Genomic DNA, 14,512 nt, shown 5'->3' on the forward strand with positions numbered 1-14,512 from the left:
TTCTGGCTTCCAGAAATTCTAAACGCCTCACTCGAAATTCGATTGTCCTTGTGTAGGAGCTGCCGAAGGCTGCGATCTTTGCTTTTGCTTTTAAAAAAAGATCAAAAGATCGCAGCCTTCGGCAGCTCCTACAAGGGCAGTGCAATCCGCACTTATCAGAGCTTGCTGCAGCCCGCAAGGCGCACTTGAGAAACAATATCGTTTATCATTGTTGCAAGTTTTTGCAATGCGACAGTGAGGAACCCTGCGAATGATGTTTCGAAATACCCTGCGCCGCGGCTTGACCTTCACCCTGCTCGGCCTGGCACTCGCCACTCCCCTCACCCAGGCAGCCGATGCGGTTTCCCTGACGCTCTACAACGGCCAACACAAGGAAGTCGGCGATGCGATCGCCAAGGCTTTCGAGGCCAAGACCGGCATTCACGTCAACGTACGCAAGGGCAGCAGCAACCAGCTCGCCAGCCAGGTCATCGAAGAAGGCGACCGTTCCCCCGCCGACGTGATCTACACCGAAGAATCTCCCCCGCTGAACAACCTCGGCGAGCTAGGCCTGCTGGCCAAGACCGACGACGCCACGCTGGCCGTACTGCCCAAGCAATACGTCGCCGGCAACGGCACCTGGATCGGTGTCACCGCGCGGGTTCGCGTTGTTGCCTACAACCCGAAACTGGTCGATGAGAAAGACTTGCCAAAGTCGGTGATGGAATTCTCCGATCCGAAGTGGCAAGGCAAAGTCGGCTTCGTCCCGACCAGCGGCGCATTCCAGGAACAGGCCGTGGCGATCATCAAGATGCATGGTCGCGACGCCGCCGAAGAATGGCTGACCGGCCTGCGCGCTTTCGGCAAGACCTACAGCAACAACATGGTCGCCCTCAAAGCCGTGGAAAACGGCGAAGTCGCCACCGTGCTGGTGAACAATTACTACTGGTTCGCCCTGCAGCGCGAGAAAGGCAAACTCGACTCGAAACTGCATTACTTCACCGGCGGCGACGTCGGCGGGCTGATCACCGTGTCCAGCGCTGCCGTACTGAAATCCAGCAAACATCCAAAAGAAGCCCAGCAATTCCTCGCCTACATGGCCAGTGAGGAAGGCCAGCGCGTGATCACCCAGACCACCGCCGAATACCCGCTGCACAAAGGCATGGAATCGGATCGCGGACTCAAGCCGTTCAGCGAACTGCAAGCGCCGAACGTGACCCCGGCCGATCTGGGCAACGCCGAAGAAGCGCTGGAGCTGGAACGTGAAGTTGGCCTGAACTGATGGCCGCATCGTTATCCGCCCCCGCCGCGCGCGGGGGTTACGTGCCACGACGCAAGCGCCCTTCGATCTGGCTGGTGTTGCCGGTTTTATTGCTGGTGGTCATGAGCCTGTTGCCATTGGCCTATGTCGGTTTGAAAGCCTGGCAAGCCGGCTGGGCCGATGCGTTGCACTTGTTGTGGCGCCCGTATGTGTTCGGTTTGCTGCGCAACACCTTGGCACTGATGGTTGGCGTGACGCTGACTTGCGGCGTGATCGGCCTGTCGCTGGCGTGGCTGCTGGAGCGCAGCAATCTGCCGGGACGACGCCTGTGGGGGGTGATTCTGTGCCTGCCGTTTGCGGTGCCGGCGTTTGTCAGCAGTTTCACCTGGGTGTCGTTGAGCGCGCAGTTCGAAGGCCTCGGCGGGGCGATTCTGGTGATGAGCCTGTCGAAGTATCCGCTGATTTTTCTGCCGGTAGCGGCGACCCTGCGCAACCTCGATCCGTCCCTCGAAGAGTCGGCTCGCACCTTGGGGCAAAATCGCTGGGGCGTGTTTTTCCGCGTCACCCTGCCGCTGCTCTGGCCGTCGCTGCTGGCTGGCTCGCTGCTGATTGCCCTGCACATGCTGGTCGAGTTCGGCGCACTGTCAATCATCGGCCTGCAAACCTTCACCACCGCGATCTATCAGCAATTCGAACTGGAATTCAGCAACGCCAACGCGGCGATGCTTTCGGCGGTGCTGCTCGCGTTGTGTCTGATGCTGTTGTGGCTGGAGCTGCGGGTGCGCGGCAAGGGGCGTCATGTGCGCACCGGCCAGGGTGCAGCGCGCCAGGCTGAGCAAGTGCGCTTGGGGCGGTGGGCGGTTTTCGGTCAGCTGTATTGCCTGTTGCTGGCGATTATCGGCAGCGGGATTCCGTTGGGCATGCTCGCGTACTGGCTGGCGGTCGGCTCATCGGCAGCCTTCCCGGTCGCGGCGATCACCGAAGCCCTGCTGTCGTCGCTGGCCTTGTCGCTGGGTGGCGCGGCGCTGTGCTTGCTGCTGGCGGTGCCGGTCGGGTTGCTGGTGGTGCGTTACAAGGGTCAACTGGCGATCTGGGCCGAGCGCTTGCCGTATCTGCTGCATGCGCTGCCAGGCCTGGTGATCGCGCTGACACTGGTGTATTTCGCCCTGCACTACGTGCCGGCGCTGTACCAGACGTCGGCATTGCTGCTGATCGCTTATGCGCTGCTGTTTCTGCCACTGGCACAGGCGCCGATTCGCACAGCACTGAACAAGGCTGCGCCGCAGCTGGAAGAAGCGGCACGCACGCTAGGGGCATCGTCGTTCACAGCGTTCTGTCGGGTGACCCTGCCGATCATTTTCCCGGCACTGGGCGCGGCGTTTGCGCTGGTGTTTCTGGATGCGATGAAAGAACTGACGGCGACGCTGCTACTCAGTCCGACCGGGCTCAACACGCTGGCGACCGAGGTCTGGGCGCATACCGCGAATGTCGAGTTTGCAGCGGCGGCGCCTTATGCGGCGTTGTTGATTGTGGTGTCGGGGCTGCCGGTGTATCTGCTGACGACGCGGATGTATCTGAGCCGCTAAAAGATCGCAGCCTGCGGCAGCTCCTACATGGGGATTTGCATTTCCCCGTAGGAGCTGACGCAGGCTGCGATCTTTTGATTTTAAGCCCTGAACTGCCCCAGGCTCGCCTTGAGTTGCGCCGCCAAGCCATCCAGCACCTTGCCACTGGCCGTGGTTTCCACCACCGCCTGCGCCGCTTTCTCAGCCTGAGCATGAATCGTCTCGACCCGCCCGCGAACCGCTTGCGCGCCCTGCGCCTGATGCGCCGCCGCCTGCGTCGCCAGACCGATCGCCGCATGCACCTGCTCGACCGAAGCCTGCACCGATTGTTGTAACCGCGCGCTGTCGCGTAACACCAGCAAACCTTCACTGGCCTGACGCCCGGCCTGGCCGATCGCCTCGACCGCCTCACGCGCGCCCTGCTGCAACGCCACGATGTGCGCCTGAATGTCACCGGTCGAGCTTTGCGTCTTGCTCGCCAGCGCGCGCACTTCATCCGCGACCACGGCAAAACCACGCCCGGTCTCACCGGCCCGAGCGGCTTCGATCGCCGCGTTCAAGGCCAACAGGTTGGTCTGCTCGGCGATGCCGTGAATCACCGTCAGCACCACTTCGATCTGTTCACTCTGCTGCGCCAGTCGTTCGATGACTTTCGCCCCGGTATCGACCTGCCCGGCCAGCGCCTCGATCAGGCTGCCGACCTTCGCCGAGGTGCGTGTGTTTTCGTCGGTGGCCTGGCGAATATCCACCACCTGCTTCAACGCCGCCTGCATGGCATGGCTTTCCGATTGCGCCTCGTCAGCCATTTGCGACAGCGCTCGCAGACTTTCCGCCACTTCATCACGCTGCATCCCGGCCGCTGCGTCGGCACCGGCATTGCGCAGGGTCATGGCGCCGATTTCCACGCCGGTACGCTGGGCCACGTCGCCCGCCTCGCGCACGATCGGCTGCAACTTATCCACAAAGCGATTGACCGCCGAGGCCATGTCGCCGATTTCGTCCTTGCTATTGATCTGCACGCGCTTGGTCAGGTCGCCCTCGCCTGCCGCCAGATCGTCCATCGCCGCATTGAGCATTTTCAAGCGATTGACTACCCGGTGCCCCAGCACCACCGTCAGCAACAACAGCACGCCGCAACCGACCAGCGCCAGGCCCATACCGATGCGCCAGCGCAAGGTCGCGGCGGCTTCCTGCACGGTGCTGCTGGTATTGGCTTTCATCTCGGTCGCGGTGGATTGCGCCGACTGCAGGCGTGCCTGCATCGCTGTGGCGCTGTCCGCTGCTGCGCCCTTGAGGCTATCGCCGACCAGTTGATCACTGCTGGCGATCAGCGCCGAGAAGCGCTGGTCGAGCGCCGCCAGATCGGCTTCCACCGAGGCGGTCGAGACGCCCATCAGCACCTTGCCGATTTCCACGCCGTTGGGGTTGATCGAAGCTTCAAGGTAGTAGACCGACGGATCGTTTTTCGCCGCGTCCAGGACCTTGTCCAGCGCACGCTCGCCCTGGCCTTTTTCCAGCAAGGCCTTGTTGATCGGATTTTCGCGGTTGAGGTAACGCGTCAGGTGCTGACCGGTGGCATCGTCGTAAACCACGAACAACACGTTGGGATTGCGCTGGGCGCGGCGGGCAAACTCGGACAGGGTCGGCACGTCGCTGTCCCACATGGCGCGCGGTGCCACCGAGGCGAGCAATTGGGCCATGTCATTGGCCGAGTCCTTCAGATCCTTTTCCAATGTCGTACGCAATTGCGCCTGCTCTTCCTTCAGACGAGAAGACAGGCCGGCGGTCAGACGCTGCCGGGTACTCGAGGAAAGGTTATCGAGGCTTGAGGTGACTTCGCGCCCGGCCTGCTCCAGCTCACTGGAAAGCTTCTGGCTGTCGGCGCCCAGACGAGTGCCGAGATCGGCTTCCAGCGCCGTGACCGTGCTTCGTGTCAGGGCGACTGCCACCAGCACTTGCACCAAAAGGGCGATACCAAGGGTAACGAACACGGGCCGCAACAAACGGCTTTGTAACAGTGAGAGAACGGCCGACACTGTGAATCCCTCTACTTCTGACGCCATTAATTTGATGGCACTCTTGCAGGAAGATTTACAGCAAAGGTCATGCCGTCCAACAGGCATAAACGACAAAGGCCCCGATTAAGGGGCCTTTGTTTTTTACATCAATGACTTATCAAGCGAACGGATGACGCAGCACGATGGTTTCGTTGCGATCCGGGCCCGTCGAAATAATGTCGATCGGCGCGCCGATCAACTCTTCAACGCGTTTGATGTAGGCACGAGCGTTAGCTGGCAGTTCTTCCAGGGACTTGGCACCCACGGTCGACTCGGTCCAGCCCGGCACTTCTTCGTACACAGGCTGCAGGCCCACGTAGCTGTCAGCGTCGGTCGGCGCCACGGCGTTGCCCTGCGCGTCTTTGTAGCCGGTGCAGATGTTGATGGTTTCCAGGCCATCGAGTACGTCCAGCTTGGTCAGGCAGATGCCCGAGATGCTGTTCACATCGATAGCGCGACGCAGGATAACGGCGTCGAACCAGCCGCAACGACGGGCACGGCCGGTGGTTGCGCCGAACTCGTGACCTTGCTTGGCCAGGTGCGCGCCCACTTCGTCGAACAGCTCAGTCGGGAATGGACCCGAACCTACGCGAGTGGTGTAAGCCTTGGTGATGCCCAGGATGTAGTCCAGGAACATCGGGCCAACGCCCGAACCGGTCGCCACGCCACCGGCGGTGGTGTTGGAACTGGTCACGTACGGGTAGGTACCGTGGTCGATGTCGAGCAACGAACCCTGGGCGCCTTCGAACATGATGTCTTTGCCGGCGCGACGCAGGTCGTGCAGCTCGGCAGTCACGTCGAGCATCAGCGGCTTGAGCAGCTCGGCGTATTCCTTGCACTCGGCCAAGGTCTTTTCGAACTCGATGGCCGGCTCTTTGTAGTAACCGACCAGCATGAAGTTGTGGTAATCCACCAGTTCACGCAGCTTGTCTTCGAAGCGCGGCATGTTGAGCAGGTCGCCCACGCGCAGGCCACGACGTGCAACCTTGTCTTCGTAAGCCGGGCCGATGCCGCGACCGGTAGTACCGATCTTCAGCTCGCCACGGGCTTTTTCACGGGCCTGGTCCAGCGCCACGTGGAAGGACAGGATCAGCGGGCAGGACGGGCTGATACGCAGGCGCTCGCGCACCGGTACGCCTTTCTCTTCCAGCTTGGTGATCTCACGCAGCAGGGCGTCAGGAGCAACCACCACGCCGTTGCCGATCAGGCACTGCACGCCTTCGCGCAGCACGCCCGACGGGATCAGGTGCAAGACGGTTTTTTCGCCGTCGATCACCAGGGTGTGGCCAGCGTTGTGGCCACCTTGGTAGCGCACTACGGCGGCAGCATGTTCGGTCAGCAGATCAACGATCTTGCCTTTGCCCTCATCACCCCATTGGGTGCCCAGGACTACGACATTCTTACCCATAACACTTGTCCTCATTCGCGCAAACTTGGTGCCGGCGATGGCCGGCAGGAAAACTCAAGAAGCCAGTGGCGATACTTGCCAAAGCCCGTTCTGCTGAATCAATTGCCGGTCGCAGTCCGCATCACGGGCGGCGGCCAAAGGTTGTCCAGGCAATGCCTGAACGACACGCTGACCCTCACTGCGCAACTGGCAAACCTGCTGCCAGAGTGCCGCATCCGTACTGTCAGGCATCCAGATACCGCCAGACGGTAGCTCGATCTCAGCACGCCCCAGGGTCACCAGGGTTTTCAAATCGGTAGAGAAGCCGGTCGCCGGACGGGCGCGACCGAAGTCGGCACCGATGTCGTCGTAACGACCGCCCTGAGCGATGGACTGGCCCACGCCCGGTACAAACACCGCGAACACCACACCCGTGTGGTAGTGGTAGCCGCGCAGCTCGCCCAGATCGAAGTACAGCGGCAGCTCCGGGAAACGCGTCGCCAGACGATCGGCGATCTCCAGCAAGTCTTCCAGCGCCGCCAGAACCGGCGCCGGCGCATTGGCCAGACGCTCACGGGCGGCGCTCAGTACTTCACGGCCGCCACACAGGTCGACCAGCGCCCGCAGCATGCCGGACAGGTCGGCCGGCAGGCCTTCGGTCAAGGTAATGACCTCGTCGATGGCCTTGCGTTGCAACGCATCGAACAACTGCTGCTCGACTTCACCGGACAGACCGGCGGCGCGCGCCAGACCACGGTAGATGCCGACATGGCCAAGGTCCATGTGCACATCCGGCACATCGGCCAGTTGCAGCATGGCCAGCATCAGGCTGATGACTTCCACGTCGCTGCTCGGGCTGGCATCGCCGTAAAGCTCGGCACCCAATTGAATCGGGCTGCGCGAGGACGACAGTGCACGCGGCTGGGCATGCAACACGCTGCCGGCGTAGCACAAGCGGCTAGGGCCTTCGCGACGCAGGGTGTGCGCATCGATGCGCGCCACTTGTGGCGTGATGTCGGCACGAAACCCCATCTGCCGACCCGACTGCGGGTCGATGACCTTGAAGGTACGCAGATCCAGATCCTGGCCCGCACCGGTCAGCAGGGATTCCAGGTACTCGATATGGGGAGTCACGACAAACTCGTAACCCCAGCTCTGGAACAGATCCAACACCTGACGACGCGCGACTTCAATGCGCGCCGCTTCCGGTGGCAGTACTTCTTCGATGCCATCTGGCAGCAGCCAGCGGTCTACCGTTGCCATTACGCCATTCCCCTTTGATCCGGGCGGCCAGCCTGCGGGCGAGCCTTGAGTGAAGCAGAAAATGACCGATCCGTTCAAAACGCACGCGCATGAACGACGCGGCGAAAGGCCTGTTACCGGCTTCGCCCATCACTTTCCTCGAAAATCTCTCGGGCCATTCAACCCGATGCCTGCAACAAAAAACAGCAATCAAACGTGCAGACGCAAAAAAGCCGGGAATTTCCCGGCTGCCGCATCATACACACGTTTTCCCAAAGGATCACCCCGCCCGAGGTTTTAGCCGCCGGGCGGAGTGATTCAGGTCAACGTCGTATCAAGGCTTGGACTTTTCCAGGTAACGGAAGAAGTCGCTGCTTGGGTCGAGAACCATGACGTCGGATTTGTTCGCGAAGCTTTCACGGTAGGCACGCAGGCTGCGGTAGAAACCGTAGAACTCCTGGTCCTGACCGTAGGCCTTGGAGTAGATCGCAGCGGCCTGGGCATCGCCGTCACCGCGAATCTCTTCGGATTCACGATAGGCTTCAGCCAGCAGCACGCGGCGTTGACGATCAGCGTCGGCACGGATGCCTTCGGCCAGCTCGTTACCCTTGGCGCGGTGCTCGCGAGCTTCACGCTCACGCTCGGTGCTCATACGTTCGAACACGCTGCGGTTCACTTCTTTCGGCAGATCGATGGTTTTGACCCGGACATCGACCACTTCGATACCCAGCTCTTTTTCCGCCATCTTGTTCAGCGATGCGGTGATGTCAGCCATCAGCGCATCACGCTCACCCGACACGACTTCGTGCAGGGTGCGCTTGCCGAACTGGTCACGCAGACCGGATTCCAGACGACGGGAAAGGCGTTCGTCGGCGATCTGCTTGAGGCCGGACGTCGCGGTGTAGAAGCGCTCTGCATCTTTCACGCGCCACTTGGCGTAGGCATCGACCATCACGGCTTTCTTTTCCAGGGTCAGGAAGCGCTGTGTCGGTGCATCCAGCGTCATCAGACGCGCGTCGAATTTACGCACCTGGTTGACGTAAGGCACTTTCACATGCAGGCCTGGCTGAACATCGGCCTGAACCACACGACCGAATTGCAGCAGCACCGCACGCTCGGTCTGAGCCACGATGTAGAAGCAGTTCCAGCCCACCAGCACCACGACAACGCCAACGATCAGGGCGATCAGCGATTTATTGCTCATCAGCGGGTCTCCCTTGTACGTGTCTGCGGCACGTCAGAGACATGCGGCGTGACGTCCGTGTTATTGCTGGCGGCAGCCGAACCGGTAACCGGTGCATTGCTGCCCGAACTGTTCTGGATCATTTTGTCCAACGGCAGGTAAAGCAGGTTGCTCTGGCCGTTCTTGTTGCCGGTCACGAGTACCTTGCTGGTATTGCTGAAGACTTCCTGCATGGTGTCCAGATACAGACGCTGGCGGGTGACTTCAGGGGCCTTGCGATACTCGGCGACCAGTTTGGTGAAGCGGTCAGCCTCACCCTTGGCGCGCGAGACCGTCTCGTCGCGGTAACCGTTGGCATCCTCGAGGATACGCTGGGCCTGACCACGGGCTTCCGGCACGACGCCGTTGGCGTAGGTTTCCGCCTGGTTGCGCGAACGCTGCTCGTCTTCACGGGCGCGGATCACGTCGTCGAAGGCTTCCTGCACTTCACGCGGTGCCGCTGCGCTCTGTACGTTGACCTGAGTGACGGTGATACCGGTGCGATAGGTATCGAGGAAACGTTGCAGACGCTCCTTGATTTCGCTGGCCATCAATTCACGACCTTCGGTCAGCACCTGGTCCATGGCGGTCGAACCCACCACGTGACGCAGGGCGCTGTCGGTCGCATGCTGCAGGCTGATTTCCGGCTGATCGACGTTCAGCACGAAGTCCTGCAGGTTGCTGATCTTGTACTGCACGGTCAGCGGCACTTCGACGATGTTCTCGTCTTCAGTCAGCATCTGGCCCTGCTTGGTGTAGGCACGCTCACGCGTGACGTTCTCCATGTACTTTTTATCGATCGGCGGGAAGTAGATGTTCAGGCCGGGGCCGACGGTCTCGTAGTACTTGCCGAAGCGCAGCACCACGGCTTGCTCCTGTTCGTCGACCACATAGACCGCGCTGTACAGCCAGACAGCCGCCAGCACGACGAGGCCGATGCCGAGCAGACCGCCAAAGCCGCCACCACTCCTGCCCGAACCACCGCCGTCATCACCACCGCGTTTCTTACCACCACCGAACAACCCGTTCAGGCTTTCCTGCAGCTTTCGGAAGGCCTCGTCGAGATCCGGTGGCCCCTTGCGGTCGCCGTTATTGCGGCGCTTGCCACCCCAAGGATCCTGATTATTCGAGTTGCCACCCGGCTCATTCCAAGCCATAGCGCTCTCCATCTGATAAAGCAAAGACGCACCCACGGCGCGCCGACCAATGCTACAGAATGCCTGCCGTTGCGGCACAACCGCTTTGCCAGGCTTTTATTGCAAAGTGTGTTGCTCGATGAATTCCATCGGCTGCAATCCTTCGCGGCTTACCAGTCGATTCAACTCGACACGGGGCAAACGAACGGCCAGCAGGCAGATGCCTTCTTCGTCATGCTCTTCTTTCTGTACCGCACCGAGTTCGAAGAACTGCGCACGCAGTCGAGCGAATCGTTGCGGCAAGCGCAATGTCCCCACAAACAAATCACTGCCCAACAACTCGGCAATGGCTTGCTCAAGCAATTCCAGCCCCGTGCCATCACGCGCCGACAGCCAGACCCGCTGCGGTTTGCCATCGGCATCGCGCTGGATCTGTGGCTCAACGCCTTCAAGCAAATCGAGTTTGTTGTATACCTCGAGGATCGGCAAGTCCTGGGCTCCGATCTCGCCCAGCACTACCATCACCTGCTCGATCTGCAACATGCGATCCGGTTCGGCCGCATCGATCACGTGCAACAGCAGGTCGGAATTGCTCGACTCTTCGAGCGTAGACCGAAATGCCTCGACCAGCTTGTGCGGCAGGTGACGAATGAACCCTACCGTGTCCGCCAGAACGATCGGCCCCAGGTCGTCCAGTTCCAGACGGCGCAGGGTTGGGTCGAGGGTGGCGAACAACTGGTCGGCCGCGTACACCTCGGACTTGGTCACGTTATTGAACAGCGTGGATTTGCCGGCGTTGGTATAGCCCACCAGAGACACGGTAGGGATATCCGCACGGGAGCGGCCGCGACGCGATTGCTCGCGCTGGCTGCGCACTTTTTCCAGACGGCCCTTGATCTGACGCAGGCGAACCCGCAGCAGACGCCGGTCGGTTTCGAGCTGGGTTTCCCCCGGGCCACGCATGCCGATACCGCCACCCTGACGCTCAAGGTGAGTCCAGCCGCGAACCAGGCGGGTGCTCATGTGATCAAGCTGGGCCAGTTCTACCTGGAGCTTGCCTTCATGGGTACGGGCGCGCTGGGCGAAGATATCGAGAATCAGGCCGGTACGGTCGATCACGCGACACTCGAAAACACGTTCGAGGTTACGTTCCTGACTGGGCGTGAGAATGTGATTGAAAATCACCAGATCGGCCTTTTCGGCATGGACCAGGTCGCGTAATTCCTCGACCTTGCCGCTGCCAATCAGGAATTTGGCGGTTGGCCGATGACGCGGTACGTTAAAAAACGCAACGGTCTCGGCGCCCGCCGAATTAGCCAATTCCTGAAACTCCTGCGGATCTTCGCGCGCCTCAGGGTCCTGACCTTCCAAGTGAACGAGAATGACTCGCTCACCACCACCGTGGCGCTCAAAGAACAAAGGAGACTCCTATCAGGCGTTACCTGGCTCAGCGTCACCTGCATCGGATTCGGTTGCGCTAGGCAGACGAATTGGACGTACTGGCACGACTGTCGAGATAGCGTGTTTGTAAACCATCTGGCTGACGGTGTTTTTCAGCAGGATAACGAACTGGTCGAACGACTCGATCGTGCCTTGCAGTTTGATACCGTTGACCAGGTAGATGGAAACCCCCACTTTCTCTTTACGTAAAGTATTCAAGTAAGGGTCTTGTAGCGAATGCCCTTTTGACATGTGCCGCACTCCTTTAAGGATTCAATAATAAAAATAGGTAATTCAGATGGCTTTGGCCGCCACACCCCCAAGGATAGACGGCAATTGCAAGGACTCAGCTCAATATGGAGATGGTCCCAAGGTATTTCAAGGCGCGTGGCAGATTGTCGCAATCAAGACTGTCCAGCCAGTGCAGTTCTTCCCAGCTGCGCAGCCAGGTGAACTGGCGCTTGGCCAATTGACGCGTGGCAATGATGCCGCGTTCCTGCATTTCAGCTAACGACAGCTTGCCATCCAGGTAGTCCCAGACTTGGCGGTAGCCTACCGCACGTATAGACGGCAACCCGGAATGCAGGTCACTTCTATTACGCAGGGCTACGACCTCGTCGATGAACCCCTGTTCCAGCATATTTGTGAATCTTTGTTTAATGCGCTCGTGCAGTACCTGGCGATTTGCCGGAGCAATGGCCAAGTTCGCGACAGTATAGGGCAATTGTTGCCGTCCCGAAGCGGCTGCTTCAGTACTTTGCGCAGATTGTTGCTGACGCAAGGCAGTCATGCTCTGACCGCTGACCCGATAAACCTCCAGCGCCCGACTAAGGCGTTGCGGATCGTTCGGATGAATGCGTGCTGCCGACACCGGATCGATGATCGCCAGTTGATCGTGCAAGGCTTGCCAGCCAAGGCGTGCAGCCTCTTCTTCGATCTGCGCACGAACCTCGGGATCGGCCGCCGGCATGTCCGCCAGGCCATCAACCAACGCCTTGTAATAGAGCATGGTGCCGCCAACCAGCAGCGGAATTTTTCCGCGTGCGGTGATCTCGGCCATGGCTTGCAGGGCATCACGACGGAAATCTGCTGCCGAATAGGCCTCAGCCGGATCGAGAATGTCGATCAACCGGTGCGGAAACTCGGCCAGCAGTTCTCTGGAAGGCTTGGCGGTGCCGATGTCCATGCCGCGATAGACCAGCGCCGAGTCGACGCTGATCAACTCGCACGGCAGCACCTTGGTCAGCTCGATGGCCAGGTCGGTCTTGCCCGCAGCGGTCGGGCCCATCAGAAAAATCGCTGGAGGAAGCTGGCTCATCAACGACCGCGCAGAAACAGTTTGTCCAGATCGTCCAGGCCCAGTTGGGTCCAGGTCGGTCGGCCATGGTTGCATTGACCGCTGCGCTCGGTGTTTTCCATGTCGCGCAGCAGGCCGTTCATTTCCGGCAGGGCCAGGCGCCGGTTGGCGCGGATCGCGCCGTGGCAGGCCATGGTGCCGAGCAGTTCGTTCAGGTGCGCCTGAATCCGGTCGCTGGTGCCGTATTCCATCAGGTCCGACAACACGTCACCCACCAGACGATTGGCCTCGGCCTGCTTGAGCAGCGCCGGAATCTGGCGGATCGCCAATGTTTCCGGGCCCAGACGCTGCAGCTCGAAGCCCAGTTTCTGGAACCATGCAGCGTGTTCTTCAGCGCAATCGGCTTCACGCTGACTGACCGCCAGCGACTCCGGCACCAACAGCGGCTGGCCGCTGAGGCCTTCGCTGGCCATGGCGATCTTCAGGCGTTCGTACATGATCCGCTCGTGCGCGGCATGCATGTCCACCAACACCAGCCCCTGAGCGTTCTCGGACAGAATGTAGATGCCCTTGAGTTGCGCCAATGCGTAACCGAGCGGCGGAATATCTTCCTGACCGGCAGGCAGCGCATTGGCATTCGCTTCCGGCAACGGTGCGAAGAACTCGCGGTAAGCGGCTTGAGCCTCGGCGGCCGGCGGCATCGCCGATTGCGGACGCGGCGTGTACTGATACTGATAAGCGCCGCCAGCGCTGGCGCCCGACGAAGTATTGAACGCCGGTTGCGCCTGCGGCTGTTCCAGCAGCGCGTTGGCCGCCAGACGCATTTCGCCCTGCGGGCCGAATTCACCGGCCTCGATGCCGGTTGGACGCACGACGGCAGTGGTGACAGAACCGGCCAGCTGATCTTCCGGACGCACATCGCCCAACGCGCGGTGCAACGTGCCATAAAGGAAGTCATGCACCATGCGCCCGTCACGGAAGCGCACTTCGTGCTTGGTCGGGTGCACGTTGACGTCCACCGCCGCCGGATCGACCTCGAAAAACAGCGCGAAGGTCGGATGACGGCCATTGAACAGCACATCGCGATAAGCCTGGCGCACCGCGTGAGCCACCAGTTTGTCGCGCACCGCACGGCCGTTCACGAAGAAATACTGCAAGTCCGCCTGGCTACGGTTGAAGGTCGGCAAACCGACCCAACCCCACAAGTGCAGGCCATTGCGCTCGATCTCGATCGGCAGCGCCTGTTCGAGGAAACCCGAACCGCAGATCGCCGCCACACGCCGGGCGCGGGCCGCATCATCGTGGGCCTCGTGCAGGCTGAGGATGGTCTTGCCGTTGTGGCGCAGATGGAAGGCCACGTCGAAACGCGCCAGCGCCAGACGCTTGATCACTTCTTGCAGGTGATCGAATTCGGTTTTTTCGGTCTTGAGAAACTTGCGCCGCGCCGGCGTATTGAAGAACAGGTCACGCACTTCCACCGAGGTACCGATCGGATGCGCCGCCGGCTGCACCCGAGGCGCCATGTCGCGGCCTTCGGTCTCGACCTGCCAGGCCTGATCGGCGTCGCGGGTGCGCGAGGTCAGGGTCAGGCGCGCCACGGAGCTGATCGACGCCAGTGCTTCACCACGGAAGCCGAGGCTCATCACCTGCTCGAGGTCTTCAAGATTGCGAATCTTGCTGGTGGCGTGGCGGGCCAGCGCCAGCGGCAGGTCATCGGCGGAAATACCGCTGCCATCGTCACGCACCCGCAGCAGCTTGACGCCGCCCTGCTCGACATCGACGTCGATGCGCTTGGCACCGGAGTCGAGACTGTTTTCCAGCAACTCCTTGATCACCGAAGCCGGGCGCTCGACCACCTCGCCGGCGGCGATCTGGTTCGCCAGCCGTGGGCTGAGCAGTTCGATGCGTGCGGCGTTCAAAATCTGG

General features: G+C 60.9%; 11 protein-coding genes. 2 read left to right on the plus strand and 9 right to left on the minus strand.

Going from position 1 to position 14,512, the window contains the following annotated elements:
* The first annotated feature begins 250 nt into the window (after window positions 1-250).
* Both BW33_RS19625 and BW33_RS19630 read left to right on the plus strand, forming a co-directional pair.
* A complete protein-coding gene (locus tag BW33_RS19625; protein WP_047600697.1) occupies window positions 251-1,261 on the plus strand; it encodes an extracellular solute-binding protein in 1,011 nt (336 codons plus the stop codon).
* Window positions 1,261-2,826, plus strand: coding sequence for an ABC transporter permease (locus BW33_RS19630; protein ID WP_047600698.1), 1,566 nt, complete (start codon window positions 1,261-1,263; stop codon window positions 2,824-2,826). The genes BW33_RS19625 and BW33_RS19630 overlap by 1 nt, the downstream gene beginning before the upstream one ends.
* 80 nt (window positions 2,827-2,906) lie before the next feature.
* Here BW33_RS19630 and BW33_RS19635 read toward each other — a convergent pair whose 3' ends face one another.
* The 9 genes from BW33_RS19635 to mutL all read right to left on the minus strand — a co-directional run bounded on the left by BW33_RS19635 (window position 2,907) and on the right by mutL (window position 14,508).
* On the minus strand, window positions 2,907-4,841 hold the full coding sequence (locus tag BW33_RS19635) for a methyl-accepting chemotaxis protein (RefSeq protein WP_047600699.1): 1,935 nt from the start codon (window positions 4,839-4,841) through the stop codon (window positions 2,907-2,909).
* A gap of 139 nt (window positions 4,842-4,980) precedes the next feature.
* Window positions 4,981-6,270 carry an adenylosuccinate synthase gene (locus tag BW33_RS19640; RefSeq protein WP_047600700.1) on the minus strand — a complete coding sequence of 430 codons (1,290 nt, stop codon included), beginning with the start codon at window positions 6,268-6,270 and terminating at the stop codon, window positions 4,981-4,983.
* Between the two features lie 54 nt (window positions 6,271-6,324).
* Window positions 6,325-7,512 (minus strand): ATP phosphoribosyltransferase regulatory subunit, encoded by a 1,188-nt coding sequence (locus BW33_RS19645; protein WP_047600701.1) that lies wholly within the window; start codon window positions 7,510-7,512, stop codon window positions 6,325-6,327.
* 313 nt (window positions 7,513-7,825) lie between these two features.
* Window positions 7,826-8,695, minus strand: coding sequence for a protease modulator HflC (hflC, locus tag BW33_RS19650; RefSeq protein WP_047600702.1), 870 nt, complete (start codon window positions 8,693-8,695; stop codon window positions 7,826-7,828).
* Window positions 8,695-9,870 (minus strand): FtsH protease activity modulator HflK, encoded by a 1,176-nt coding sequence (gene hflK, locus BW33_RS19655; RefSeq protein WP_047600703.1) that lies wholly within the window; start codon window positions 9,868-9,870, stop codon window positions 8,695-8,697. Before hflK ends, hflC begins: the two co-directional genes overlap by 1 nt.
* A gap of 96 nt (window positions 9,871-9,966) precedes the next feature.
* A complete protein-coding gene (gene hflX / locus BW33_RS19660; protein WP_003221114.1) occupies window positions 9,967-11,268 on the minus strand; it encodes a ribosome rescue GTPase HflX in 1,302 nt (433 codons plus the stop codon).
* Between the two features lie 12 nt (window positions 11,269-11,280).
* Window positions 11,281-11,541 (minus strand): RNA chaperone Hfq, encoded by a 261-nt coding sequence (gene hfq / locus BW33_RS19665; protein WP_003221112.1) that lies wholly within the window; start codon window positions 11,539-11,541, stop codon window positions 11,281-11,283.
* Between the two features lie 94 nt (window positions 11,542-11,635).
* Window positions 11,636-12,607, minus strand: a complete 972-nt coding sequence (gene miaA, locus BW33_RS19670) for a tRNA (adenosine(37)-N6)-dimethylallyltransferase MiaA (protein WP_047600704.1) — start codon at window positions 12,605-12,607, stop codon at window positions 11,636-11,638.
* Window positions 12,607-14,508, minus strand: a complete 1,902-nt coding sequence (gene mutL, locus BW33_RS19675; protein ID WP_177327513.1) for a DNA mismatch repair endonuclease MutL — start codon at window positions 14,506-14,508, stop codon at window positions 12,607-12,609. The genes miaA and mutL overlap by 1 nt, the downstream gene beginning before the upstream one ends.
* Window positions 14,509-14,512: the final 4 nt, after the last annotated feature.

The sequence above is a fragment of the Pseudomonas sp. RIT288 genome (genome assembly GCF_000631985.1).
GTDB lineage: Bacteria > Pseudomonadota > Gammaproteobacteria > Pseudomonadales > Pseudomonadaceae > Aquipseudomonas.

Excerpts from the sequence above, each read along its gene's own strand:
- BW33_RS19625 (WP_047600697.1), top strand. The coding sequence starts at position 251 with ATGATGTTTCGAAATACCCTGCGCCGCGGCTTGACCTTCACCCTGCTC.
- BW33_RS19630 (WP_047600698.1), top strand. The coding sequence starts at position 1,261 with ATGGCCGCATCGTTATCCGCCCCCGCCGCGCGCGGGGGTTACGTGCCA.
- BW33_RS19640 (WP_047600700.1), bottom strand. The coding sequence starts at position 6,270 with ATGGGTAAGAATGTCGTAGTCCTGGGCACCCAATGGGGTGATGAGGGC.
- BW33_RS19645 (WP_047600701.1), bottom strand. The coding sequence starts at position 7,512 with ATGGCAACGGTAGACCGCTGGCTGCTGCCAGATGGCATCGAAGAAGTA.
- hflC (WP_047600702.1), bottom strand. The coding sequence starts at position 8,695 with ATGAGCAATAAATCGCTGATCGCCCTGATCGTTGGCGTTGTCGTGGTG.
- hflK (WP_047600703.1), bottom strand. The coding sequence starts at position 9,870 with ATGGCTTGGAATGAGCCGGGTGGCAACTCGAATAATCAGGATCCTTGG.
- hfq (WP_003221112.1), bottom strand. The coding sequence starts at position 11,541 with ATGTCAAAAGGGCATTCGCTACAAGACCCTTACTTGAATACTTTACGT.
- miaA (WP_047600704.1), bottom strand. The coding sequence starts at position 12,607 with ATGAGCCAGCTTCCTCCAGCGATTTTTCTGATGGGCCCGACCGCTGCG.